General features: G+C 60.6%; 25 protein-coding genes. 16 read left to right on the plus strand and 9 right to left on the minus strand.

Annotated elements, in window-relative coordinates; all coding sequences use genetic code 11:
• Positions 1-69: 69 nt before the first annotated feature.
• Complete coding sequence (locus tag NL154_RS14040) at positions 70-537, minus strand: Lrp/AsnC family transcriptional regulator (protein WP_064695956.1); 468 nt, start codon at positions 535-537, stop codon at positions 70-72.
• Positions 538-768: 231 nt separating this feature from the next.
• On the opposite strand from NL154_RS14040, the gene trxB reads away from it, so the two are divergent.
• The 6 genes from trxB to NL154_RS14070 all read left to right on the plus strand — a co-directional run bounded on the left by trxB (position 769) and on the right by NL154_RS14070 (position 6,684).
• The gene (gene trxB / locus NL154_RS14045) at positions 769-1,743 is read left to right on the plus strand and encodes a thioredoxin-disulfide reductase (protein ID WP_210630513.1); all 975 of its coding nucleotides are present in this window, start codon (positions 769-771) and stop codon (positions 1,741-1,743) included.
• Between the two features lie 22 nt (positions 1,744-1,765).
• Positions 1,766-2,662 carry a LysR family transcriptional regulator VtlR gene (locus tag NL154_RS14050; RefSeq protein ID WP_085778879.1) on the plus strand — a complete coding sequence of 299 codons (897 nt, stop codon included), beginning with the start codon at positions 1,766-1,768 and terminating at the stop codon, positions 2,660-2,662.
• Positions 2,663-3,214: 552 nt separating this feature from the next.
• Positions 3,215-3,508 (plus strand): ArsR/SmtB family transcription factor, encoded by a 294-nt coding sequence (locus NL154_RS14055; protein ID WP_210630512.1) that lies wholly within the window; start codon positions 3,215-3,217, stop codon positions 3,506-3,508.
• A 1-nt stretch (position 3,509) separates the two neighbouring features.
• On the plus strand, positions 3,510-4,661 hold the full coding sequence (locus tag NL154_RS14060; RefSeq protein ID WP_434732835.1) for an MFS transporter: 1,152 nt from the start codon (positions 3,510-3,512) through the stop codon (positions 4,659-4,661).
• Positions 4,662-4,686: 25 nt separating this feature from the next.
• Positions 4,687-5,811, plus strand: coding sequence for an alkene reductase (locus NL154_RS14065; protein ID WP_221146986.1), 1,125 nt, complete (start codon positions 4,687-4,689; stop codon positions 5,809-5,811).
• A 72-nt stretch (positions 5,812-5,883) separates the two neighbouring features.
• Positions 5,884-6,684 (plus strand): aminoglycoside phosphotransferase family protein, encoded by an 801-nt coding sequence (locus tag NL154_RS14070; protein WP_434734098.1) that lies wholly within the window; start codon positions 5,884-5,886, stop codon positions 6,682-6,684.
• Between the two features lie 60 nt (positions 6,685-6,744).
• Here NL154_RS14070 and NL154_RS14075 read toward each other — a convergent pair whose 3' ends face one another.
• Positions 6,745-7,767, minus strand: coding sequence for a LacI family DNA-binding transcriptional regulator (locus NL154_RS14075; RefSeq protein WP_434732836.1), 1,023 nt, complete (start codon positions 7,765-7,767; stop codon positions 6,745-6,747).
• A gap of 256 nt (positions 7,768-8,023) precedes the next feature.
• Here NL154_RS14075 and NL154_RS14080 point away from each other — a divergent pair, with 256 nt between their 5' ends.
• The 7 genes from NL154_RS14080 (at position 8,024) to NL154_RS14110 (ending at position 15,290) form a co-directional block, all read left to right on the plus strand.
• Positions 8,024-9,358 (plus strand): ABC transporter substrate-binding protein, encoded by a 1,335-nt coding sequence (locus NL154_RS14080; RefSeq protein ID WP_434732837.1) that lies wholly within the window; start codon positions 8,024-8,026, stop codon positions 9,356-9,358.
• Between the two features lie 102 nt (positions 9,359-9,460).
• Positions 9,461-10,408 (plus strand): carbohydrate ABC transporter permease, encoded by a 948-nt coding sequence (locus tag NL154_RS14085; RefSeq protein WP_210630507.1) that lies wholly within the window; start codon positions 9,461-9,463, stop codon positions 10,406-10,408.
• Positions 10,405-11,343: a carbohydrate ABC transporter permease gene (locus NL154_RS14090; RefSeq protein ID WP_210630506.1), complete on the plus strand. Its 939-nt coding sequence runs from the start codon at positions 10,405-10,407 to the stop codon at positions 11,341-11,343. Before NL154_RS14085 ends, NL154_RS14090 begins: the two co-directional genes overlap by 4 nt.
• Positions 11,340-11,528 carry a hypothetical protein gene (locus NL154_RS14095; protein ID WP_097610864.1) on the plus strand — a complete coding sequence of 63 codons (189 nt, stop codon included), beginning with the start codon at positions 11,340-11,342 and terminating at the stop codon, positions 11,526-11,528. Before NL154_RS14090 ends, NL154_RS14095 begins: the two co-directional genes overlap by 4 nt.
• A gap of 3 nt (positions 11,529-11,531) precedes the next feature.
• Positions 11,532-12,629, plus strand: coding sequence for an ABC transporter ATP-binding protein (locus NL154_RS14100; protein WP_221146983.1), 1,098 nt, complete (start codon positions 11,532-11,534; stop codon positions 12,627-12,629).
• The gene (locus tag NL154_RS14105; RefSeq protein WP_221146982.1) at positions 12,622-13,617 is read left to right on the plus strand and encodes an ABC transporter ATP-binding protein; all 996 of its coding nucleotides are present in this window, start codon (positions 12,622-12,624) and stop codon (positions 13,615-13,617) included. The genes NL154_RS14100 and NL154_RS14105 overlap by 8 nt, the downstream gene beginning before the upstream one ends.
• Positions 13,618-13,628: 11 nt before the next feature.
• Complete coding sequence (locus tag NL154_RS14110; RefSeq protein WP_221155678.1) at positions 13,629-15,290, plus strand: dihydroxyacetone kinase subunit DhaK; 1,662 nt, start codon at positions 13,629-13,631, stop codon at positions 15,288-15,290.
• A gap of 77 nt (positions 15,291-15,367) precedes the next feature.
• On the opposite strand, the gene NL154_RS14115 is transcribed toward NL154_RS14110, so the two are convergent.
• Positions 15,368-16,390, minus strand: coding sequence for an NAD-dependent epimerase/dehydratase family protein (locus tag NL154_RS14115; protein WP_221146980.1), 1,023 nt, complete (start codon positions 16,388-16,390; stop codon positions 15,368-15,370).
• Positions 16,391-16,485: 95 nt separating this feature from the next.
• Between NL154_RS14115 and NL154_RS14120 the strand changes: the two genes are divergently transcribed.
• Together NL154_RS14120 and NL154_RS14125 are read left to right on the plus strand one after the other, a co-directional pair.
• The gene (locus NL154_RS14120) at positions 16,486-17,415 is read left to right on the plus strand and encodes a LysR family transcriptional regulator (protein ID WP_434732838.1); all 930 of its coding nucleotides are present in this window, start codon (positions 16,486-16,488) and stop codon (positions 17,413-17,415) included.
• A 32-nt stretch (positions 17,416-17,447) separates the two neighbouring features.
• Positions 17,448-17,957, plus strand: a complete 510-nt coding sequence (locus tag NL154_RS14125) for a GrpB family protein (protein WP_210631585.1) — start codon at positions 17,448-17,450, stop codon at positions 17,955-17,957.
• Between the two features lie 104 nt (positions 17,958-18,061).
• Here NL154_RS14125 and NL154_RS14130 read toward each other — a convergent pair whose 3' ends face one another.
• Positions 18,062-18,349, minus strand: a complete 288-nt coding sequence (locus NL154_RS14130) for a DUF2188 domain-containing protein (RefSeq protein WP_064804010.1) — start codon at positions 18,347-18,349, stop codon at positions 18,062-18,064.
• Positions 18,350-18,580: 231 nt separating this feature from the next.
• On the opposite strand from NL154_RS14130, the gene NL154_RS14135 reads away from it, so the two are divergent.
• Positions 18,581-19,678 (plus strand): calcium:proton antiporter, encoded by a 1,098-nt coding sequence (locus NL154_RS14135; protein ID WP_210630500.1) that lies wholly within the window; start codon positions 18,581-18,583, stop codon positions 19,676-19,678.
• A 39-nt stretch (positions 19,679-19,717) separates the two neighbouring features.
• Here the strand turns inward: NL154_RS14135 and NL154_RS14140 are convergent, their stop codons facing one another.
• The 5 genes from NL154_RS14140 to NL154_RS14160 form a co-directional block, all read right to left on the minus strand.
• Positions 19,718-20,407, minus strand: coding sequence for a glycosyltransferase (locus NL154_RS14140; protein ID WP_210630499.1), 690 nt, complete (start codon positions 20,405-20,407; stop codon positions 19,718-19,720).
• Positions 20,408-20,480: 73 nt separating this feature from the next.
• Positions 20,481-21,350: a 3-deoxy-manno-octulosonate cytidylyltransferase gene (locus tag NL154_RS14145; RefSeq protein ID WP_210630498.1), complete on the minus strand. Its 870-nt coding sequence runs from the start codon at positions 21,348-21,350 to the stop codon at positions 20,481-20,483.
• Between the two features lie 47 nt (positions 21,351-21,397).
• A complete protein-coding gene (locus NL154_RS14150; protein WP_210630497.1) occupies positions 21,398-22,303 on the minus strand; it encodes a glycosyltransferase family 8 protein in 906 nt (301 codons plus the stop codon).
• Positions 22,304-22,665: 362 nt separating this feature from the next.
• Positions 22,666-23,052, minus strand: coding sequence for a type II toxin-antitoxin system VapC family toxin (locus NL154_RS14155; protein WP_210630496.1), 387 nt, complete (start codon positions 23,050-23,052; stop codon positions 22,666-22,668).
• The gene (locus NL154_RS14160; protein WP_210630495.1) at positions 23,049-23,315 is read right to left on the minus strand and encodes a type II toxin-antitoxin system Phd/YefM family antitoxin; all 267 of its coding nucleotides are present in this window, start codon (positions 23,313-23,315) and stop codon (positions 23,049-23,051) included. The genes NL154_RS14155 and NL154_RS14160 overlap by 4 nt, the downstream gene beginning before the upstream one ends.
• Positions 23,316-23,320 lie beyond the last annotated feature (5 nt).

Here is a 23,320-nt window from a genome sequence, read left to right on the forward strand (position 1 = left end):
ACATGGGTAAAAGCAAAACCTAAAGCGCAACGAGCGAATCTGAAAGATCGCGACGCGCTTTAGGTTGTTTCAGACTTCGACCAATCCGAGCTTCTTTACCTGCCGGATCGTCAGCATGGTGCGCACGGTGTCGACATGCTCGTTCGCCGTCAGAATCTCTATGACGAAATCCTGGAAATGGGTGAGATTCTCCGCCACGCAATGCAACAGGAAATCGCTGTCGCCCGAGACCATCCAGGCCTGACGCACCAGCGGCCATTCGGTGGTGGCGGCGGCAAACGCCTTGAGATTGCCTTCCGACTGGTGTTTGAGCCCGACCATGCAGAAAGCGACCAGATCGAAGCCGAGCTTCGGGCTGTTCAACATGGCGTGATAGCCTTCGATGATCCCGGCTTCCTCGAGTTTGCGGACCCGGCGCAGGCAGGGAGGTGCCGAGATGCCGACGCGATCGGCGAGTTCGACATTTGTCATGCGGCCATCGGCCTGCAGCTCCCGTAGGATCTTTATGTCGATGACGTCGAGTTCAGTGCGACCCACATCGCGGCCTTTCTTTAATTCGTAGCGGCGAGCTTCTATATAAAGCGGCGAAATACGCAAGAAAGTTTCAAGCCGATGACGGAATCTTGCACAACAGCGTGATTTGCCTTGTTGGTAATGCAAGGCTGCCCTTGAATAATAGCATTGGACGTTCATAAATGGCGCATGGACCGCGAAACGGCCGCAATCGCCTTTTAGCCGCCGCCCTCCTGCCAGTCGAAAGGAAATGACATGCCCGCCCGCCATACGAAGGTGCTCATCATCGGTTCCGGACCCGCCGGCTATACCGCCGCGGTCTATGCCGCGCGCGCCATGCTGAAACCGGTCCTGATCGCCGGTCTCGAACAGGGCGGCCAGTTGATGATCACCACCGATGTCGAGAATTATCCGGGCTTTGCCGATCCGATCCAGGGCCCCTGGCTGATGGACCAGATGCTGCAGCAGGCAAAACATGTCGGCGCCGAGATCGTCAACGACCTCGTAACCGAAGTCGACCTGAACCAGCGTCCCTTCGTCGCCCGCACCGACAGCGGCCAGGTCTGGACCGCTGATACGCTGATCATCGCCACCGGCGCCAAGGCGAAGTGGCTGGGCATCGAAAGCGAGCAGCATTTCCAGGGCTTCGGCGTTTCCGCCTGCGCTACCTGCGACGGTTTCTTCTATCGCAACAAGGACGTCATCGTGGTCGGTGGCGGCAACAGCGCCGTCGAAGAAGCGCTCTATCTCTCCAATATCGCGAAGTCGGTCACATTGGTGCACCGCCGCGACTCCTTCCGCGCCGAGAAGATCCTGCAGGAGCGCCTGTTCGCCAAGGAAAACGTCAAGGTGCTGTGGAACACCGAGGTCGCCGAAATCACCGGTACCCCGGCCAAGCCGCCGATGCCGCAATCGGTGACTGGTGCGCGTCTGCGCGACGTCAGAACCGGTGCGATTACCGAAATGCCGATCGACGGCGTCTTCGTCGCCATCGGCCATGCCCCGGCAACCGAGCTTTTCAAGGGCAAGCTGAAGCTGAAGGACAATGGCTACCTCTGGACCGCGCCGGATTCGACCGCGACCAGCCTGGAGGGGGTCTATGCCGCCGGCGACGTGACCGACGATACGTTCCGCCAGGCAATCACCGCCGCCGGCTTGGGGTGCATGGCAGCGCTCGAAGCCGAGCGATATCTGACGGGCCACATGCCTATCGCCGTGGCTGCGGAGTAAGACCGGCATGAGGGGTGGGGGAATGCCATTGGATTGGGACAAGCTGCGTATCTTTCACGCAGCTGCCGAGGCGGGTTCGTTCACGCATGCGGCGGACAAACTGCATCTGTCCCAATCCGCCATCAGCCGCCAGGTCAGCGCGCTGGAGCAGGATGTCGGTACCAAGCTGTTTCACCGCCACGCGCGCGGCCTGATCCTGACGGAACAGGGCGAGTTGCTCTACCGCACCGCTCATGACGTGCTGCTGAAGCTCGAAACCGTGAAGATGCAGCTCACCGAGACGACCGAGACACCGTCCGGCAAGCTGCGTGTCACAACGACGGTCGGCCTCGGCCAGGGTTGGCTCACCGACAAGATCCAGGAATTCCTGCAGCTTTATCCCGACGTTCAGATCCAGCTGATCCTCGACAACGAGGAAGTGGATGTGAACATGCGCCATGCCGACTGCGCGATCCGGCTGCGCCAGCCGCAGCAATCCGACCTCATCCAGCGCAAGCTCTTCACCGTGCACATGCACGTCTATGCGGCCCCCTCCTATATCAATCGCCATGGCGAACCACAGAAGATCGAGGATCTCGACAATCACCGTATCATCACCTTCGGCGAGCCGGCGCCGAGCTACCTGCTGGACGTCAACTGGCTCGAAGTCGCCGGCCGCTCCTCCGACAACAAGCGCATCCCGCATCTGCAGATCAACAGCCAGACCTCGATCAAGCGCGCCTGCCTGCTCGGAATCGGCGTCGCCTGCCTGCCGGACTATATCGTCGGCCGCGACCCTGGCCTGATTCAGCTGCCGATCAATGCCGACGTGCCGTCTTTCGACACCTATTTTTGCTATCCCGACGAGATCAAGAATGCCGCCAAGCTGAAGGCTTTCCGCGATTTCATCGTCAGCAAAGCGAGAAACTGGAACTTTTGAGCCAGTTTTATGGAATGATTTCCATACTATGCATTGCGTGCATGACTGGCATGCACAAATGAGGGTTGCCGTTTGCCCAATAAACCACCATATCGCACATAGCTGATGCACATGGTGGCTTTTCCTCCCAGTTCCACCGCATTAGCTGTTCCCCTCTGGAGGTTTTTGAACCTTCACAATTATAAGGGCCCTGGTTTTCCAGCGGCCCTCTTTTTTGCCTTGCCGCTTCGAGAAATGCCGCGCCGCAAAAAAATTGTGCGGCGCATAGCAGGCATGCACAAAAAAGCATTGAAACCTGCCTAAGGAAGCACCATATCCAATCCAGCTGATGCATTTCGTGGTTTCTCTCCCAGTTCCACCGCATTAGCTGTTCCCCTCTGGAGGTTATTGACCTTCACAATTCAAAGGGCCCTGGTTTTCCGGTGGCCCTCTTTTTTTGCCCAAAATTTGCCCAATCAACAAAAGCTGCCGCCTCACGTCTCCGTGATTTGCATATCGGCATCCCACGATCAATATATCGTTCAAACACGATTTATAGTTCGGTAAGCGACGATGGACAAAGACGAGATCATCAAGGCTCTCGCCCACCCTACCCGGATGGACATTCTGAGCTGGCTGAAGAATCCCGCGGAACATTTCCCAACGCAGGAGCATCCCTTTGAAATGGGCGTCTGCGCCAGCCAGTTCGAGCGTTGCGGCCTATCTCAATCCACCGTCTCGGCTCATCTCGGAACCCTGCAGCGCGCCGGCCTCGTCACCACGAAACGTGTCGGCCAGTGGATCTTCTACAAGCGCAATGAAGAAACGATCGCTGCTTTCCTCAAGCAGCTGACACGGGATCTCTAGAATGCCCCTCGCCCTTCTCGTGCTCGCCTTGAGCTCCTTTGCGATAGGCACGACCGAATTCGTCATCATGGGTCTGCTGCCGGAAGTCGCCGCCGATCTCTCGGTGACCATCCCGCAAGCCGGACGGCTGGTGACGGGTTATGCGCTCGCGGTCGCGATCGGCGCACCCGTCATGGCAATTTCGACAGCGAAGCTGAAGCGCCGCATCGCCCTGATTGCGCTGATGGCCTTCTTCATCGCCGGCAACCTGCTTTGCGCTCTGGCGACCGATTATTGGGTGCTGATGATCGCTGGCATCGTGACCGCGCTCTGCCACGGCGCCTTCTTCGGCATCGGCTCGGTCGTCGCCGCCGGCTTGGTCGCCGAAGACCGCAAGGCCCGCGCCGTCGCGCTGATGTTCACCGGCCTGACCCTTGCCAACGTCCTCGGCGTGCCGCTCGGCACCGCGATCGGCCAGGCCTATGGCTGGCGCGCCACGTTCGGCGTCGTCACCGTCACCATTCTTGGCCTGATCGCCATCCTGCCGAAGGACAAGAAGCAGCAAACCGGCAGCATCCTGCGCGAGATTGCGGCACTCAGGAATGGCGGCCTTTGGCTGGCGCTTTCCACCGTCTTCTTCGCTGCCTCGATGTTCGCCCTCTTCACCTATATCGCGCCGCTCCTGCGTGACGTCACCGGCGTTTCGCCTGAGGGCGTCACCTGGACGCTGTTCCTGATCGGCCTCGGGCTGACTGTCGGCAATCTCATCGGCGGCAAGCTTGCCGATTGGCGGCTCGGCGTCACACTTGCCGGCGTCTTCGCCGCCGTCGCCGTCACTTCGATCGCCTTCAGCTATACGAGCCGTTTCTTCATCCCGGCTGAAATCACCCTCTTTCTCTGGGCGACCGCAAGCTTTGCCGCCGTGCCGGCGCTGCAGGTCGGCGTCGTCGGTTTCGGCAAGGATGCGCCGAACCTCGTCTCGACGATCAATATCGGCGCCTTCAACACCGGCAATGCGCTCGGCGCCTGGGCGGGCGGCCTGGTCATCGATGCCGGCTTCGATCTCACCCGCGTTCCGCTCGCCGCAGCCCTGATGGCCCTGATCGGCCTGGGTGCGACGGCGCTCACCTATCTCTCCGCCAGGGGCCGAGCTGCGCTTGCCCTCGCAGAGTGATCCTCCCGCAAAAGAAAGGACCATCATGGCCAAGCTTTTCGAACCCACCAAGGTTGGCGATATCGCCGTCAAGAACCGCATCGTCATGGCGCCGCTCACCCGCAACCGTTCGCCGGGCGCGATCCCCAACGACCTCAATGTCGAATATTACCGCCAGCGCGCCACGGCGGGCCTGATCATCACCGAAGCGACCGCGATCACCCATCAGGGCCAGGGTTATGCCGACGTGCCCGGTCTCTACAGCAAGGAAGCGCTCGACGGCTGGAAGCGCGTGACCGACGCCGTCCACACCGCCGGCGGCAGGATCGTCGTCCAGATGTGGCATGTCGGCCGCATCTCGCACACGACGCTGCAGCCGGACGGCGGCAAGCCGGTTTCCTCGACCAATCGCGTCGCCAAGGCAAAGACCTATCTGGTCAACGCCGACGGAAGCGGCAGCTTTGCCGATACCTCCGAGCCCCGCGCGCTCGAAACCTCCGAAATCCCCGGCATCGTCGAGGATTACCGCAAGGCAGCCCGCGCCGCGATCGATGCCGGCTTCGACGGTGTCGAGATCCATGGCGCCAATGGTTATCTGCTCGATCAGTTCATCCGCGATGGCGTCAACGATCGCACCGACCAATATGGCGGCTCGATCGAGAACCGCGCTCGCCTGACCTTCGAAGTCGTCAATGCTGTCGTCAGGGAAGTCGGCGCAGGCCGCACCGCAATCCGCATCTCGCCGGTGACGCCGTCGGGCGAAAGCTATGATTCCAATCCGCAGGCGACCTTCACCCATGTCGTCGAAGGGCTGGCGAAATACGGCCTCGCCTATATCCACGTCATCGAAGGCCAGACCGGCGGCGAGCGCGACTACAAGCAAGGCGACAACCCCTCCTTCGATTACAAGGCGCTGCGCCAGGCCTATGAAACCGCCGGCGGCAAGGCCAGCTGGATGGTCAACAACGGCTATGACCGCGATCTCGCGATCGATGCCGCCGAAAGCGGCCGCGCCGATCTCGTCGCTTTCGGCAAGCCCTTCATTGCCAATCCCGATCTCGTCGAACGGCTGGCAAAGAACCTGCCGCTCAACACGCCCGACCAGTCGACCTTCTACGGTGGCGCCGCCAAGGGCTACCTCGACTATCCCACCCTCGAAAAGGTCGCTTGAGACTTCTTCTACGCATCAAGAAATCCCATCGAGAGGTGGGATTTCTGCGTTGAGTATCCCTATATGGGACGCATGTTTGCTTCCCATCTCGATCGCTGGTCCCTCATATCGGACGGCGAGCCCATCATCACCCATTCGAGCCGCCTGCTGCCCGTCCTCTGGCAGGAGAGGCCCGCCATGTTGAAAGTCGCGACCGATATCGACGAACGATACGGCGCCCTGTTGATGCAATGGTGGGACGGCGACGGCGCTGCGCATGTCTATGCCCACGAAGACGACGCCGTATTGCTGGAAAGGGCAACCGGGAAACGCTCGCTGCTTGCCATGGCGATGAACGGAGAAGACGACGAAGCGAGCCGCATTCTCTGCCGCACCGCAGCCCGGCTGCATGCTCCGCGCGAAAGACCGCTCCCCGATCCCATTCCCCTCACCCGCTGGTTCCGCGAACTCGAGCCGGCCGCCGCCAAATATGGCGGCACGCTTGCCGATTGCTCGGCGGTCGCCAACGTCCTCCTTGCCGATCAGCGCGATCTCTCCGTCCTCCATGGCGACATCCACCACGGCAACATTCTCGATTTCGAGGAGCGCGGCTGGCTGGCGATCGATCCGAAACGGCTCCGCGGCGAGCGCGGTTTCGATTTCGCCAATATCTTCGCCAACGAGGAATTGCCCACCATTACCGACCCCGCCCGTTTCCGCCGCCAGCTCGACATCGTCTCGGCAGAAGCCCGGCTGGAGCCGAAGCGGCTGCTGCAATGGATCGCCGCCTATTCGGGCCTTTCCGCCGCCTGGTTCCTTGGCGACCCCAATATCGAGCAGGCGGAGACGGCCTTGACGGTCGCGCGGATCGCGCTTTCCGAGCTTCGGGCCTAGAGCATGTCGCCGCGCAATGAGGTTCGCGCCTCAACTGGCGCTGGGTCGCGGATTCATTCCTCAGAGATTTTCCTTGAGAAGGACCTCGATCCTTATTCTCTCCTGTTCCGCCAGCGGCTCGCGGGCGTCCGAGCGAGCCCGCATGATACGGATTGCGCTTCGCACCGCATGACCAGGGTCCTGTGCGATGACGGCGTCGATGCGGTCGTCGCGCAAGGCTTCCTCGCTGAACGGCGTACGCTCGTGGACGACCACTGCGAGGTTGACGAGATCGACTTTCCCAGCGGTTGCCGAAAGAGGAATGCGCGCCTCGGAACTCAGAACATAAACGGCAATGATGTCCTTGTTGTTATCGAGCACGCGCCCGATGATCTCGTTCGCGCGCCGCTCATCGGCATGCGTCTCTATCGAAGGAAGAGACCTAAGGAACGGGAATCGCTCATTAATTATGGTGTCGAAACCGTGCCGGCGCTGAATGCTGTCAAGCGATTGCATCGTCTCGGCCACCACCATCACCTTGCCCGGCGTCCGGCAGGCAAATGTGCCGATCAGCTTTCCGGCGGTCGCCCCGGCCGCGAAATTGTCCACGCCGACGAAATCGGCCGCGGGAAGCTTTTCCTGGCCGGACAGAAACTGCACGACCTTGATGTTTCGTTCGAGCAGCCGCGCCACGGCATCGCGCACCTGGGGCGATTCCGGCGCCATCAGCGCCACTCCGTCGAGTTCTTCCTCACCTATTCCAGCAAGATACTTCGCCACCCCATGCGCGTCGTCGGTGGAGATTTGAACATAATCGATATCGGTAAGATCGCCCTTCAGGGCTTGCCCCAACTCCTCCACCCGTCGCAAAAGCTCGCGAAGATAAAGATCGCCAGACTTGGGCAGGACAAACCTGAACCGATAGCTCTTGTTGCGCGCCAGGCTCACAGCCGCCGGGTTGCGGATAAAGCCAATCCGTTGAATGGCTTCGTGAACGCTGCGAACCGCTTTTTTGCTCACGTTCGGGCGATCGTTCAATACGCGATCAACGGTCGCGAGGCTGACGCCGGCGGCTTCCGCAAGGTCTTTTGCTGTTGGCCGCATAAGGGCTCCTGATGCGATTTGGACGGTTCACGTTTCCCTCAAAAAAATGAAAATTGCAAGAATTGAAGTGCGCACCTCAAAATTTGCTTGCGCTGAGGTGCGCACCTCAGTTATAGATAACGGGCTCTTCGGGCCAGACCGGAAAGGGCAGTCGATAACGCGGCCACAGCGCGCTCCAGCATATGCGCCCTTGCCGCAATGCTTTTCATTCACCCTCGCGATGGAGGTCGGGAGGTTCAACGGGAGGATCGCAGTTATGAAGTCTCTTTTGATGAGCTCGGCACTCGCTGCCGGGATGTATATCGTCGCGTCTGCCAGTACGGCTTCGCATGCCCAGGCCGCAGACCTCACCCTGTGCTGGGCGGCATGGGATCCTGCCAATGCGCTCGTCGAGCTCAGCAAGGATTTCGAGGCGAAGAGCGGCAACAAGATGCACTACGAATTCGTGCCGTGGCCGAATTTTGCAGATCGCATGCTCAACGAACTGAATTCCGGCGGCAAACTCTGCGACCTGCTGATCGGCGACAGCCAGTGGATCGGCGGCGCGGCCGAGAACAAGCAGTACGTCAAGCTCAACGATTTCTTCGACAAGGAAGGAATCAAGATGGACGATTTCATCCCGGCTACCGTCGTCGGATATGCCGAATGGCCGAAGAACTCGCCCAACTACTGGGCAATGCCGGCCTTCGGCGACGTGGTCGGCTGGACCTATCGCAAGGACTGGTTCTCACGTCCCGAATTGCAGGCCGAGTTCAAGAAGAAATACGGCCGTGATCTCGCCGTTCCGAAGAACTGGGACGAATTGGTCGATATTGCCCAGTTCTTTCAGGGGCGCGAAATCGACGGCAAGAAGGTCTACGGCGCGGCGATCTATACGGAACGGGGCTCCGAAGGCATCACCATGGGCGCCATGAATGCGCTCTACAGCTACGGCTTCGAATATCAGAACCCGAAAAAGCCCTACGATCTCGAAGGTTTCGTCAACTCGCCCGATGCAGTCGCCGGGCTTGAAGAATACAAGAAGCTCTACGATTGCTGCACGCCGCCCGGCCATTCCGACGCCTACATGACCCAGGACGTCGACGCCTATAAATCCGGCCAGGTCGCATTGCAGATGAACTTCACCTTCACCTGGCCGGGGATCAACGCCGATGGCAATGTCGGCGGCGACAAGTCTGGCTACTTCCCCAATCCGGCCGGCCCGAAGGGTGTGCAGTTTGCCCAGCTCGGCGGCCAGGGCATTTCGGTCGTCGCCGCTTCCGACAAACAAACGGAAGCGCTCGACTACATCAAGTGGTTCGGTCAGCCTGAAATCCAGCAGAAATGGTGGAAGCTCGGCGGCTACTCCGCGCTCCGGGCAGTCGTGGAAGATCCGGGCTTCGCCTCCAGCCAGCCCTACTCCAAGCCGTTCCTCGATTCGATGGCGATCGTGAAGGACTTCTGGGCCGAACCTGCCTACGCCTCTCTCCTCCAGGCATCGCAGAAGCGCTTCCACGACTATGTGGTCGCAAACCAGGGCAGCGCTAAAGTCGCGCTCGACGGCCTCGTGAAGGATTGGACGGGCGTCTTCGAGGACGACGGAAAATACTGACGCTGACAGCCGCTTTCTCCCAGCAGTGAGCGTCGCGCAGGGCCGGCCATGTGGACCGAGCCGGCCCTGCATACCACCATCTTTCATGCCAAGGAGATGAACATGCTCCATTCCCCGATCGATCGGGTCGCCAGCGCGACTCCGCCTGCAATCGCGGCCCGGGTCAAAGGCCTGTCCGATCGCGCAATAGCCTGGCTCTTCGTAACACCGTCGATCGTGTTGCTGCTCGCCATCAACATCTTTCCACTGATCTGGACGATCAGGCTGAGTTTCACCAACTTCAGGGTGAACCGGCCCAACGCGCCGATCGAGTTCGTCGGCTTGCGCAACTACATCAACATCCTGACGGATAGCGATATCTGGCAGAGCATGCAGGCCACCGCTCATTTCCTGATCTGGACCATCGTGCTGCAGGTGCTGATCGGCTTTTCGCTTGCCTATCTGATCAACAAGAAGTTCCGCGGCAACGACCTATGGACGACGATCATCGTGCTTCCGATGATGCTGAGCCCCGCCGTCGTCGGCAACTTCTGGACCTTTCTCTACCAGCCGCAAATCGGCCTGTTCAACTACGTGGTCGGCTTCCTCACAGGGAACGATCCTTCCAGCTTCTCGATGATCGCCAACACGTCGCTGGCACCTTGGGCCATCGTCATCGTCGACACCTGGATGTGGACGCCCTTCGTGATGCTGATCTGTCTTGCAGGACTGCGCTCCATTCCAGACAGCATTTACGAGGCGGCCGAATGCGACCGCGCGAGCAAATGGCGTCAGTTCTGGACCATCACCATCCCGATGGTGCTGCCGTTCCTGATGCTGGCCGTCCTCTTCCGCGGCATCGAGAATTTCAAGATGTTCGACCTCGTGGTTCAGCTGACCGGCGGCGGTCCGGGATCGATCACCGAACTGACCTCGATCAATTTGAAGCGCGCCGCTTTCGAGCAATGGCGAACCGGCTACGCATCCGCCTACGCCGTCATTCTTTTCGTCACCGTCTTCGGCCTTGCGTCGATCTACGTCAAAGCTCTGAACAAGGTGAAACAACGATGAGCTATTCCGTAACCGAACCATCCGGGCGTCAGAAGTGGGTTGCCGGTATTCTGGTCGTCTTCTACGCCGTCGTCACCCTCCTTCCGCTGCTGTGGATCATCGGGACCGGTTTCAAATCACCTGAGGACGCGATCGCCTATCCGCCCAAAATGGTGTTCCAGCCGACGGTCGAGGGATATGTGAACCTCTTCACGACCCGCACCCGCGTGCCTGAGGATCAACTCAAGGCACTGGGCGAACCGACGACCTGGTACGATAAACTGGTCCGCAAGGAGGGCGTCGTCATTACCGGTGCTTCGCGCTTTGCCGAGCGGTTCTATAATTCCGTCATCATCGGATTTGGCTCGACCGTCCTGTGCATCACGCTCGGCACGGCGGCTGCCTATGCCTTTTCGCGGTTCAAGGTGCCGTTGAAGGACGATCTTCTCTTCTTCATTCTGTCGACGCGCATGATGCCGCCGATCGCCGTCGCCATCCCGATCTTCCTGATGTTCCGATCGCTGGGTCTCAGCGACACGCATGCCGGCATGATCCTGCTCTATACCGCGGTCAACCTGTCCCTCTCGGTCTGGCTGCTGAAGGGATTCATCGACGAAATCCCGATCGAATACGAAGAGGCGGCACTGATCGACGGCTATACGCGCTTTCAGGCCTTCTACAAAGTCGTGCTGCCCCAGGCCGTCACCGGCATCGCATCGACGGCGATCTTCTGCCTGATCTTCGCATGGAACGAATATGCCTTTGCCGTCCTCCTCACATCGGGCAACGCGCAAACGGCGCCGCCGTTCATCCCGACGATCATCGGCGTCAGCGGCCAGGACTGGCCCGCCGTCGCCGCCGGCGCCACCATCTTCCTGGTGCCGGTCATGGTCTTCACGATCCTGCTTCGCAAACATCTCCTGCGCGGCATTACCTTCGGAGCGGTCCGCAAATGACGACCTTTCTCAATCGCCTGTTCCGCCTGCGCCGCGATGCATGGGAAATGGTGGCGTCGATCCTGATCGCGCTTGGCGTCGTCATGCTGATGCAGCCCCTGTCGCTGTCGCTCTACTCCTACTCTTTCATCGTGACGCTTGTGGGAACAGTGATGTTCGTCGTCGTCAGCCATTTCCCGGAGTGAAGCATGGCACAGATCAGAATTCAGAATGTGCGCAAGGATTTCGGAGCCTTCAACGCGGTGAAGGCTTCCACCTTCACCGTTGAAGACGGCGAGTTCTTCATGCTTCTCGGCCCGTCCGGCTGCGGCAAGACGACAACCCTGCGGATGATGGCTGGGCTCGAGCTTCCAACCAGCGGCGAAATCTACATCGGCGGCGAAGAGGTGGGGATGAAGAGGGCGAGCGAGCGCGACATCGCCTTCGTCTTCCAGATGTTCGCTCTCTATCCCCACATGAACGTCCGCAAGAACATTTCCTATCCCTTGGTGAGCCAGGGCATGAGGAGGGCCGAGGTCACCGCGCGCGTCGCGGAAGTCGCAAAGATCCTGAAGATCGAGAACATCCTCGATAAGCCGGTCGGTGGCCTCTCCGGCGGCGATCGGCAGCGCGTCGCGCTCGGTCGCGCCATCGTGCGCAATCCGAAGGCCTTCCTCATGGACGAGCCGCTCGGCGCGCTCGACGCCGAGTTCCGCGAGCACATGGCCGAAGAATTGCGGGCTCTGCATGATCGCATGGGCGCGACCACCGTTTATGTGACCCATGACCAGCTGGAAGCCATGCAGATGGGCGACAAGATCGTGGTGATGAACCACGGCGTCGTCGAACAATTCGGCAAGCCCCAGCAGATCTACGACTGGCCAGCGACGAAGTTCGTTGCGAAATTCATCGGCTCGCCGCCGATGAATTTCCTCGAATTTGAAGGCTCGATCGGCGCCGGCGACGACCAGGTCAGCCTCGCCGGACACGTGATGAAGGTTCCGGTCTGCCGGGACGAACGCCTTGGCAAACTCGCCCTGGGCGTAAGACCCGAACATATCAGCTTCAGCGACGATTCAGCCTATCGCGGGCGGGTTATTGCCGTCGAATATCTCGGCACGACGCAGATCGTCACGATCGACACCGCCCACGGTGAGATCAAGGCCCGCACACCGTCCAATCAATCCGCACATGTCGACGAACTGATCGGCCTGGATTTCGATTCCAGGAACCTGACGATCTTTGACTCTGCGACCGGAAACGCGCTTGTTTCCGAGGCCAACGAAGGAGTGGTGCGCCGTGGCTGAGGTCATCCTGAAAAACATCACCAAATCCTTCGCCGGCCATCGTGCACTCGATGACGTCTCGATGATCGTCCCCGACGGCTCGTTCGTGGTCCTTCTCGGACCGACGGGTGCGGGCAAGACGACGACTTTGCGCATGGTGTCCGGCCTCGACAACCCCGATGTCGGCGAAGTCATGATCGGCGGACGGTCCATGCGCGGCCTGACGCCGGCCCAGCGCAACGTCGCCATGGTGTTCCAGCAATATTCGCTCTATCCGCATCTGTCGGTCCGCCAGAACCTGGAATTTCCCCTGAAGTCGCCCTTGCTGAAGACGCCGCAGCGCGTGATCGACGAGAAGGTGAACGCGATTGCGGAAATCCTCCAGATCTCCCACAAGCTCGACAACAAGGCGACCGCGCTATCGGGCGGAGAAATGCAGCGCGTGTCGATCGGGCGCGCACTGGTCAGGAACCCGCAGATCTATCTGATGGATGAGCCGCTGAGCTCACTCGACGCCAAGCTTCGCGCCGATCTCCGAATCGAGCTCAAGAATATCCAGGCCAGATCCGGCGCGACGCTGCTCTATGTCACCCACGACCAGGTCGAGGCGATGACGATGGCAACCCATGTCGGCGTTCTCCAAGAGGGCAGGCTCGTCCAGTTCGGCTCCCCGCGTGAGATCTACGAACATCCGGTCAGCATCTACGCCGCGACGCGCCTCGGGCAGCCCCGCATCAATGTCATTCCCGCGGAGCTCTTCCCAGGCGCGCCGGCGAAGGCCAAATCGATCGGCTTGCGGCCCGAGCATATCGATCAGGGCGATGGCCAGGATGCGACGGTTACGCGCGTCGAACATCTCGGCGATCAGACGCGCCTCCACATCACGTTCAAGACACATAATCTGATCACCGTCACCGACGCCCATACCGAGCTCAAGGGCGGTGAAACCATCAAGATCCAGCCGAACAAGCCGCTCTATTTCGACGCGGCCGGCATGCGCTTAGTTTAAGGGAGGCGAGAATGTCACAGTTCCTCAACAGCAAGGAAAACGCGGTCACCGAAGCACTCGACGGCCTTCTGGCCGCATCCGGCGGCGCGCTCACCCGCCTCGACGGATATCCGCATATTCGCGTCGTCGTCCGCTCCGATTGGGACAAGGGCAAGGTTGCGATCGTCTCCGGCGGCGGCTCGGGACACGAGCCCGCACACGCCGGTTTCGTCGGCAAGGGGATGCTGACTGCAGCCGTATGCGGCGATGTCTTTGCCTCGCCGAGCGTGGACGCGATCCTTGCCGGTATCCTGGCCGTCACCGGACCAGCCGGCTGCCTGCTCATCGTCAAGAACTATACCGGCGACCGCCTCAATTTCGGTCTCGCCGCCGAACGCGCACGCGCCTTTGGCCTGAACGTCAGCATGGTCATCGTGGATGACGACATCGCGCTGCCGGATCTCCCGCAGTCCCGCGGCGTGGCCGGAACCCTGTTCGTTCACAAGATCGCGGGTGCGCTCGCCGAGAGCGGCGCCGACCTCGGGGCGGTGAGCAAAGCCGCGCGCCGGGTGATCGAAAACACCAGTTCGATCGGCATGTCGCTCGATACGTGCACAGTGCCGGGCTCTCCGAAGGAGCACCGAATTCCGGACGGTCACGCCGAGCTCGGTCTCGGCATTCACGGTGAAGCCGGTGTCGAGCAGGTCGAATATTCGGGTGCGAAAGGCGCGGTCGCCGCGATGGTCGAGCGTCTTGCGCAATCGATGGATGACAGATCTCACGTCGTCCTCGTGAACAACCTCGGCGGCACCTCGGTCCTGGAAATGTCGGTCGTCGTTCACGAACTCCTCCAGTCAGCCATCGCGGGCAGGATTTCACACATCGTCGGACCGGCGCCGATGATGACGTCTCTCGACATGCAGGGATTCTCAATCTCGGTCTTCCCTGCCGGCAAGGCAGAACTGGAGCTTCTTTCCAAGCCGGTTGAACTTGCCGCCTGGCCGGGCGTGACAGCCGTCAAACCTGTTACGGTGCTTTCGCTGCCGGACGGATTGACGCCGATCGCCCCGATTGCATCAAGGCACGAACCCACCCGCCAGTTCCTGACGGATTGCTGCAATCTTCTCATCGGCGCGGAGAGGGACTTGAATGCGCTCGATGCGAAGTCGGGCGACGGCGATACCGGTTCGACCTTGGCCGGTGCTGCCCGCGCGCTCATCGAGGCGCTTGATCGTCTCCCCCTCTCTGATCACACCCAGCTCTTCCGGGCCATGGGGCAGGAACTCAGCCAGACCATGGGCGGCTCCTCGGGTGTGCTTCTCGCAATCTTCTTTGCCGCGGCCGGCGATGGCGCATCGAGCGGGCTGAGCATTCGCGAAGCCCTCAAGGCCGGCCTCTCCCGAATGCAGGAGATCGGCGGCGCGCGTCTGGGCGATCGGACGATGGTCGATGCTCTCTCGCCGGCCCTGGATGCGCTCGACGTGGGATTTGCCGCGGCTGCGGAAGCCGCCCGCGCCGGCGCGGACCTGACCGCCACGCTCGTTCATGCGAAAGCCGGACGCGCCGCATACATCAACGCCAAGCAGCTCGAAGGCCATATCGATCCCGGCGCGGAAGCGGTGGCCCGGCTCTTCGAATTCCTGGCTCTCCGCCCCGATGAGGCGGCAGAGACTGGCAGGCGCATCACCGGCTGAATGTCGACAATGACGATTATCCAGGACATGGAACTTGGCGGGCCTAGCTCAGCGATCGAAATGAAGCGTTACCAACCTTAACGAGGTGAAACCGGCGAATGCGCAATGAAGGCGGCCGCTGTGTCGTGATGCGGTTCGGGCAGGCAGCCGAGGGCCACGAGTGTGGCTCTCACCGCCTCATCGATCGGTGTGCGCGGCTCCTTGCCGAGTTCGGCCACAAGCTTGGCGTTGCTCATCCTGAGCGGCACCTTCCAGAGATAGCGCATTTCCTTGATCTCCCTCATGATGGGCATAAAAGGCGCGGCGAGCGGCACAATCCACCACGGGAAGCCGGCGATCTTTGCTTTGCCACCGGAAACGCGCTTGATCATTTCCGCCATCTGCATGCCATCGGCATCCCAGAAGCCATCCATATGATAAACGGCAAAGGGCGGCAGCCGATCGGCCCGCTCGATGAGCTGGACGATGGTTTCCGCCATGTCGGGCAGAAAGGTCCACTGATGGCCGACGCCGCGCCGTCCCGGATTCTTGATCGTGCCAACCAGCTTGCCCGGCGTCACCAGCCCCGATGAAAACCAGCTGTTGGCCGTTGCGCCCGGACCGAAGAAATCGCCGGCCCGCACGATGATCGCGCCCGCGCCGGATTGCGATGCCGCCTTCAGCCGCGTCTCCATCTCGACACGGATCGCACCCTTCCTGGTCACCGGATGCTGCGGGCTTTCCTCCGCCGGCGCCGGCAGAGCATCGGGACCGAAATTATAGACATTGCCCGGCAGAACGATGCGCGCACCGACGGCGCGAGCGGCGGCAATGGTATTGTCGAGCATCGGCAGCACGAGCTTTTCCCAGTCGCGATAGCCGGGCGGATTGACCGCGTGGACAATCAGGTCAACACCTTCAGCCGCCTCCAGCACGTCGCTGGCATTCATCGCGTCGCCCTGCACCCATTCGAATGCCGGCTCGTTCTTCGATGCCTTGGCGGCGTCGCGGTTGAGCGCCCGGATGCGCCACCCGCGGGCGAGAAGCTTGCGGGCGATTGCGCCGCCGATGCCGCCGGTCGCGCCGAGAACCAGCGCCGTGATCTTCGTCTCTCCACTCATCGCAATCATCTCCTTTCAATTGCATGAGATGACTATGCCCCTGCTTTCCGATAAACAAAATTGACGAAATAAGTGGATCAGTTATACAAAAACATATGCCTCTCGAACCAAGCTGGGATTTCTACCGCAGTTTCCTGACCGTGCTCCAGCAGGGGTCGCTTTCGGCCGCCGCGCGCGAACTGGGGCTGACGCAGCCGACCATAGGCCGCCATGTCGACGCACTGCAACAGGCGATCGGCGCCGAGCTCTTCATCCGGTCGCCGAACGGCCTCGTGCCAACCGACGCCGCACAGGCGCTGAAACCCTATGCCGAAACGCTGGCGGCAACCGCCGCCGCCCTTTTGCGCACCGCATCCGGCGAGCGCGAGAGGGTAGCCGGAACGGTCAGGGTCAGCGCCAGCGAGGTCGTCGCCGTCGAGATCCTGCCTCGGATTCTCGGGCCGCTGCAGGAAGCCTATCCCGAACTCCACATCGAGCTCTCGGCATCCGATGCGATCGAAGATCTGGTAAATCGCGAGGCCGATATCGCCGTACGCATGGCCGAGCCGCAGCAGGATGCTCTCATCGTGCGCCGCATCGGCGACATCCCGATCGGCTTCCACGCCCACCGCCGCTATCTCGAACGGCACGGCATTCCGCAAACCATGGCGGACCTCGCCAACCACCGGCTCATCGGCTTCGACCGGCAGACGGCCTACGTCCGCATGGTGATGAAACGCTATCCGGCGCCCGAAGGGATCAAATTCTCCTACAGGACCGACAGCAATCTTGCCCAGCTCTCCGCAATCCGCGCCGGCGTCGGCATCGGCCTCTGCCAGATCGGACTGGCCCGCGAAAACCCCGACCTCGTGCATGTGCTTCCCGATGCGTTCGAGATTCCGCTCGGCACATGGGTGGTCATGCACGAAAGCCTGAAGACCTCACCGCGCTGCCGCGCCACTTTCGACGCGCTGGTCAAGGGGATCCGGGCTTACCATCGTCATTCCACCGGCGCACAAGCGGAGATCGAGATCGATTTTCGATGAGAATCATGGGCAATCTCGCAGCATCTATGGAGATAACGATGCACAAGCCGGTTGAACTCGTGAGCTATGACAGGGAATGGCCGGAAGCTTTCCAGCGCATCCGAGCCAAGCTGTTGGCTTTGCTGCCGCAGGCGCTCGCCATCGATCACGTCGGCAGCACCGCCATACCCGGTATGGCCGCCAAGCCCCTCATCGATATCGACATTGTCCTTCCCGGTCTGGAGCATATCGAGAATGCGACGCAGGTGCTTCTCTCGGAAAACTACGAACCGCGCGGCAACCGTTATGACGACGAGGTTTGGGCATTCTTATCGAGAGGTTCGATGCCGGCGGAGCGCGTCTACCTTTGCCCGGCCGGCAACGGCACGCATCGAAACAGGCTGGCTTTCCGGGATTATCTCATCGCGCATCCCGAGGCGGCGGCCGATTATGCCGCGCTGAAACGCAGGCTGGCAGCTGAATTCCGAATGGATGGCGATCGCTATACCACTGAGAAGCGCGAGTTTGTCGACACGATTGTCACGCGGGCATTGAGGGGCTAGGTACATGTCGCGCAAAAGCGCGCGGTTGTGCGATAACGGCATGCGCAAAGACAAGGACTTAAATCGCAGCGAGCGAATCTGAAAGATCACGACGCGCTTTAGGGTTAATGTCCAGCGCTCTGCGAGGCTCCAGCCGATCGCTCCTGCCATAAGCCGTCGACCACCTCGGTTTCCGGCCGGTCACCGCCCTCAGCATATTCCTCATGCCATTTGCCGTTTTCGTCCTGCCAGCTGATCTCGGCGGAATCGCCGCCGACCTGCTGTTCGGCCGCGACGATGCGCGCAGCTTCGAGCGCCTCGGCATGGGTCGGGAATGCCTCGGAATAGACGCCTCCAAGCCTGTAGGCCCAACCGCCGTCATGCGGCACGACTTCATAGACCACCTTGATCATGCATCCGTCTCCTCATCATCTTGTTGCGCATTCGCATGCTTCCGGACAGGGTCCGGATCATCGCGGCCGCGTGACGAGAATTCGAGGACGCCGCGATCTGCTTTCCGGCCCCGATGGCGTTCAGTATTCCATTAAACGCCGAAGACTGCAAATAGCAGAGTGCCACCGTGCGCTTCCCTTCCGAAATCAGTGACTTAGTTAAAAGGCGTGAATCACAACGGGAGCCGAGGCTTGGGTATCGCGTCACGCCTTAACGAGGAGAGGTTTCTGGTCACCGCACTCGTCGTCGCGGTGATGGCCTATCTTCTGGAACACACGGTTATCGAGATGGGGCGCGGCTTGGCGCTCATCGCCACCGCCGCCTTGGTCGCCACTATCGTACTCGCCTCCATCCGCGTCGCCCATCATGCCGAACTCCTCGCCGTCAAGGTCGGTGATCCCTACGGCACGATGATTCTGACACTTTCGGCTCTCGCCGTCGAAGTCATCATCCTCGCCACCATGATGAGCGGCGAGAGCTCGCCGACGCTCGTGCGCGACACGATCTACTCGGCCCTGATGTTCGATATCAACGGCATCCTCGGCCTCGCGGCCCTCCTTGGCGGCCTCAAGCATGGGGAGCAGCCCTACAACGACAATTCGGGCAAGACCTACGGCGTGATGATCCTGACCGCCATGGGCATTTCGATGATCGTGCCGGAATTCGTGCCGAGCGATAAGTGGCACTATTATTCCGCCTTTACCATCGTCGCGATGATCGCTCTCTACGGCCTCTTCCTGCGTATGCAGGTCGGCCAGCACAGCTATTTCTTCAGCTACAGCTATCCGCGCTCCGAGCGGAAGCGGGAAAGTCAGGAAGAACACGGCGCCGACGGACCGGCCGCTGTCTCGATCGCCACCATCCTCGTCGGCGTCGTCATCATCGGCCTGCTGGCGGAGTTCATGTCGGCTTTCATGACCGAAGGCCTGCGCGACAGCGGCGCGCCGATCGCGGTGACCGCCGTCGTCGTCGCGGCGATTTCGGCCGCGCCTGAAATCCTGACCGCGTTGCGGGCGGCGCTCAAGAACCGAATGCAGGCGACCGTCAACATCGCCATGGGCGCCTCGCTGTCGACGGTGATCCTGACGGTGCCCGTCATGGAGGCGATCGCACTCTATACCGGCCAGCCCTTCATCATGGCGATGACCCCGGTGCAGACGGTGATGGTAACGATCACCTTGATTGCCGCCGCGATCAACCTCAACGACGGCGAGACCAACGCCATAGAAGGCATGACGCATTTCATCCTCTTCGCCACCTTCGTCATGCTGACGGCGCTTGGTCTCTGAGGGCTCCCTCACCGCGGAAAAAGGGAAAGAACAGGCTGTTTAGGCGGACTGTTGGGCGAAGAGCAGGCGTTCGCGGGCCGCGAACCATTCCTCGGCGTAATCGTCGTTCTTGTGTTCCTCGAAATAAGGCCCGCCATCGGTGAAATGGACGTTCTTGGCGTCTTCGCGGTAGTCGTATTCATTGACGAGGTAATTCCACGTCACCGGCAATTCGCCGATGAGGTCTTCATTCTCCAGCCATTTGAACTGATGGAGTTGCAGCCCGGTCGCGGTATTGACGTAGTCGGGCGTCAGCGCGCGGCATTCGTCATTGTTGAAGAGGATGAGGCTCGACCAGTTCTTCTTTTCGTACTTGGTCTGTGCCTGGCCGAGGAACTTGGTGTCGATCTTCGGCTGGTAATCGTGTTTGACGCACATGGCGGCGTAACGCTCGTCGCGCAATGCCCAAAGCTCGGCGATATCGGCACGCATCAGCATGTCGCAATCCATGAAGATGCTCCAGCCGTCGTAACCGCTGAGATAGGGCGTCAGGAAACGCGAGAAGGAAAACTCCGTGGATTGCATCGCGTTGCGCTGGCGGGTGAAAATCCCGCCAAGGTTGGAGAGCGCAATGGGCGAGAACTCGATCGGGATCGACGACTTCTCGATGATGCTCTGCACGAGAACGTGGTAGGCGACCACTTCCTTGGGATCGAATCCCACAAATATTCGAACGTTCTGTTGTTCCATTGTCCACCTTGATCGCCAGTATCGGCAACAGCTTTCGTGGCCACCCACGCCTGTTAGCAAAGGCCCGCGACAGTCATCCCTTCGACTTTTCGAGAAAACGCTGCTTGCGGGTTTTCGGTTTGAACCGCCGAAAGAAATTGTCGACGGCGCGGATGAACTTGGTGACGGACATCAGCCTGTCGATCTGGCTGTTCGTATTGTCGAGCCGCTCCGACAAGACCTCAGCCGCAGTCATCGCGATCTCGATCGGCGGCACCTCAGGAAACCGTTTGGCGAGCGCCGAATAGGGGCTGGCATCGACGCCGCCCATCATCGAGATCGATCCCATGCGCGCAAAGAGACGCAGGAAGATCTGCTCGAACGTCCAATCGTGCACGTCGAACACCTTCCACTTCTCGCTCCGTTTCGCCGAAAAGCCGGCAAGCAGGATCTTGCCCGGCAACTGCAGATCGGCGAGCCACAGCGCCACCGCAAAGCCGCTCGTCGCGATCTTGCCGATCGGATAGAGATCGGCGAGCATTTGCGTCAGATCAAGGTGACGGGCCTTAGCGCCTTCGAAGCGGCTCTTTTCGCTGAGATTTTCCTCGACGGAGACCCGGATGTTGACGACGCCGAGGAAATCGTCGCCGCCAAAGAACCGCAAGACATCCGCCGCCTCGCGCCGGTGGACGATATGGGCGCCCATCACGTCGCTGCGGGCAACCAGCATGGAATGGCCGACGAAGGGTTCGTCGAGCACCTTGTAGACCTTGTTGAAGAAGACGTAGAGCGCCGTCTCCGGCAATTCGCTCCGCAGCCGTTCAATATCGACCGCCTCGCTGTTTGCTACCAGCACGATATGGGAATAGCCCGACAACAACGCCTTCCACGCTTCCGGCGTCAGGAAATTGAAGCCACCATCCGGAGTGGTCGTAGCCTTGTTATCGCTGGGGATTGCTTCCATATCGCCTCACATGCACTTTCCAAGGACGACGCGTTCCGCCCGCCCGACTAGCTGTTGCTGAAATAGGCGCGCATCCGGGCAAGCCGCGTCAGCCCGCCGATCTGCTTTCCCACATGCGAGAGGAAGCCCGCCACTCGGTCCGTCGTCGACGGTTGCCTGCAGAAAGACGCCCAGGACGTGTTGCGAAGATCTTCGGCATAACGATCGGCCATCCGCCGGTGCACCCAGGGAACGTTCGCCTGCCACGGCTTCTTGCGGCCGGTAAAATGAAAGATGGCCGGCCGGCCGACGAAAGGCAGCAGGCCCGTCTGCGTATTCCAGCGCGGATCGAGCACCAGCCAATCGCTATCGAAAGTGACGTTCAGTGCATCCTGGTCGTTGTTCTCGAACAGGTGCGACCGTTCCTCGAAGATCTCCCGGGTCCTTGCGAAAAGCCCCCTCGCCCGGCAGGCCGACCAGTCGAACAGCAGCACGCCGGCATTGAAGTAACGGCCGCCCTCGCTCATGCCGATCTTGCGCTGGCGTGCGCCGGCCTTTTCGGGAAAGGCCATGACATAGTCGTCGACGGCAGCAAGCGCCTTGCCTTGGAGATCCCGCGTGAAGAGTTCGTCGACGGATGCCACCGCGAGCACATCGGCATCGAGGTAAAGCAGGCGCTCGATATGTTCTGGTATATCCCGATCCATATAGAGCCGCGCCAGCGTGGCGGCGGACCAGCGGCCCCGCGCCTGGAGGCCGGTGTCGGGCGTCTTATAGGGCAACACCCTGATCGCCATACCGTGAAGCCGCCCAAAATTATCGACCTCGGCGACCTCGTGCGGCTTGAGGTCAATGCCGAGAAGCAGGAACTCTACATCAGCATTGGTAAGATTGCGCTTGACGGAAAGCAGAGTGCAGCAGGCGGCCGGGAGCATGTTAACGTCAGAACAGACGATGACGGCACTCTGCTGCAAAATCCGGACCCCCGAAGCGGCAATTTGAACTTGATGCCGGATATCTAGTTGGTTTGGCGTCCGCCCGCAACAGCAGATCACCCGCCCCACCGGCACTCCCCGTCACGTTTTGAATCGGAATTCAACGACTTGCGAGGCGAAGTGGATTCAATGCGGCAACGGGTTGAATCGGGATGTGAACTTGGAGCCTTTCCTGGTCAGATTGCAGCATTCTGTTGGCTCAAACGGAGTTGGATGGTCGACCGGCCGGCGCGCGTCGGGCGATCGGCTCGGACGTACCTGCGGGTATGCCCGTCGCCAATCGCCTTTGCCCTGACGAAAACCTGCTCCGGCAGAACGCTGCAATCTGACCAGGAAAGGCTCTAAAGCCGCAGCGCCAAAGGATGATCGACGAGCAGCCGGTCGACGGTGGCAAGCTGCAAGCCTTCGACCTTGCACTGCGCCAGCAGCAGCCGATCAAAGGGATCACGCGTCTCCGGCTCGGGGTCGGCGGCAGTAATCACATGCTGAATTTCGATCCCCAGCAGGATCAGCCCTATTTCCTCAAGAGAACCGGCAATGTCTTCGAGCGGCATGCCGGGATCCAACTTTCCCAGACGAGCCTTGATCGCCGTTTCCCAAAGGCTCGCGACGCTGACGAAGCCCACGGTTTTGCTGTCGCCGAGCAGCGACGCGATCTCCGGAAATCGCGCGCCAGCATCCTTCCTCAGGATCGCGAGAACGATGTGAGTATCAAGAAGAAGTCTCATGACTCCGGCAAAGGCCTCAGGAGGAAATCCTCCGGCAGCGGATCGTCAAAATCATCCGCGATGAACGGCACCGGATTGGTAATACCCCGAGCACGAAGATAGGCCTGACCGGCCTCCAGATTCAAACCGCCGCGTTTCTGATGCGGCACCAGGTCGAACACCGGTCGGCCGTTCCGCGTGACGACAATGGTCTCGCCTGCCTCGACCTCGCGGGCAAGCTCGGTCAGGCGGTTCTTCGCGTCACGGATCGAAACGGTCTTCATGATAC

Origin of the sequence: Rhizobium sp. YTUHZ044 (assembly GCF_051123975.1) — a bacterium.
Lineage (GTDB): Bacteria > Pseudomonadota > Alphaproteobacteria > Rhizobiales > Rhizobiaceae > Rhizobium.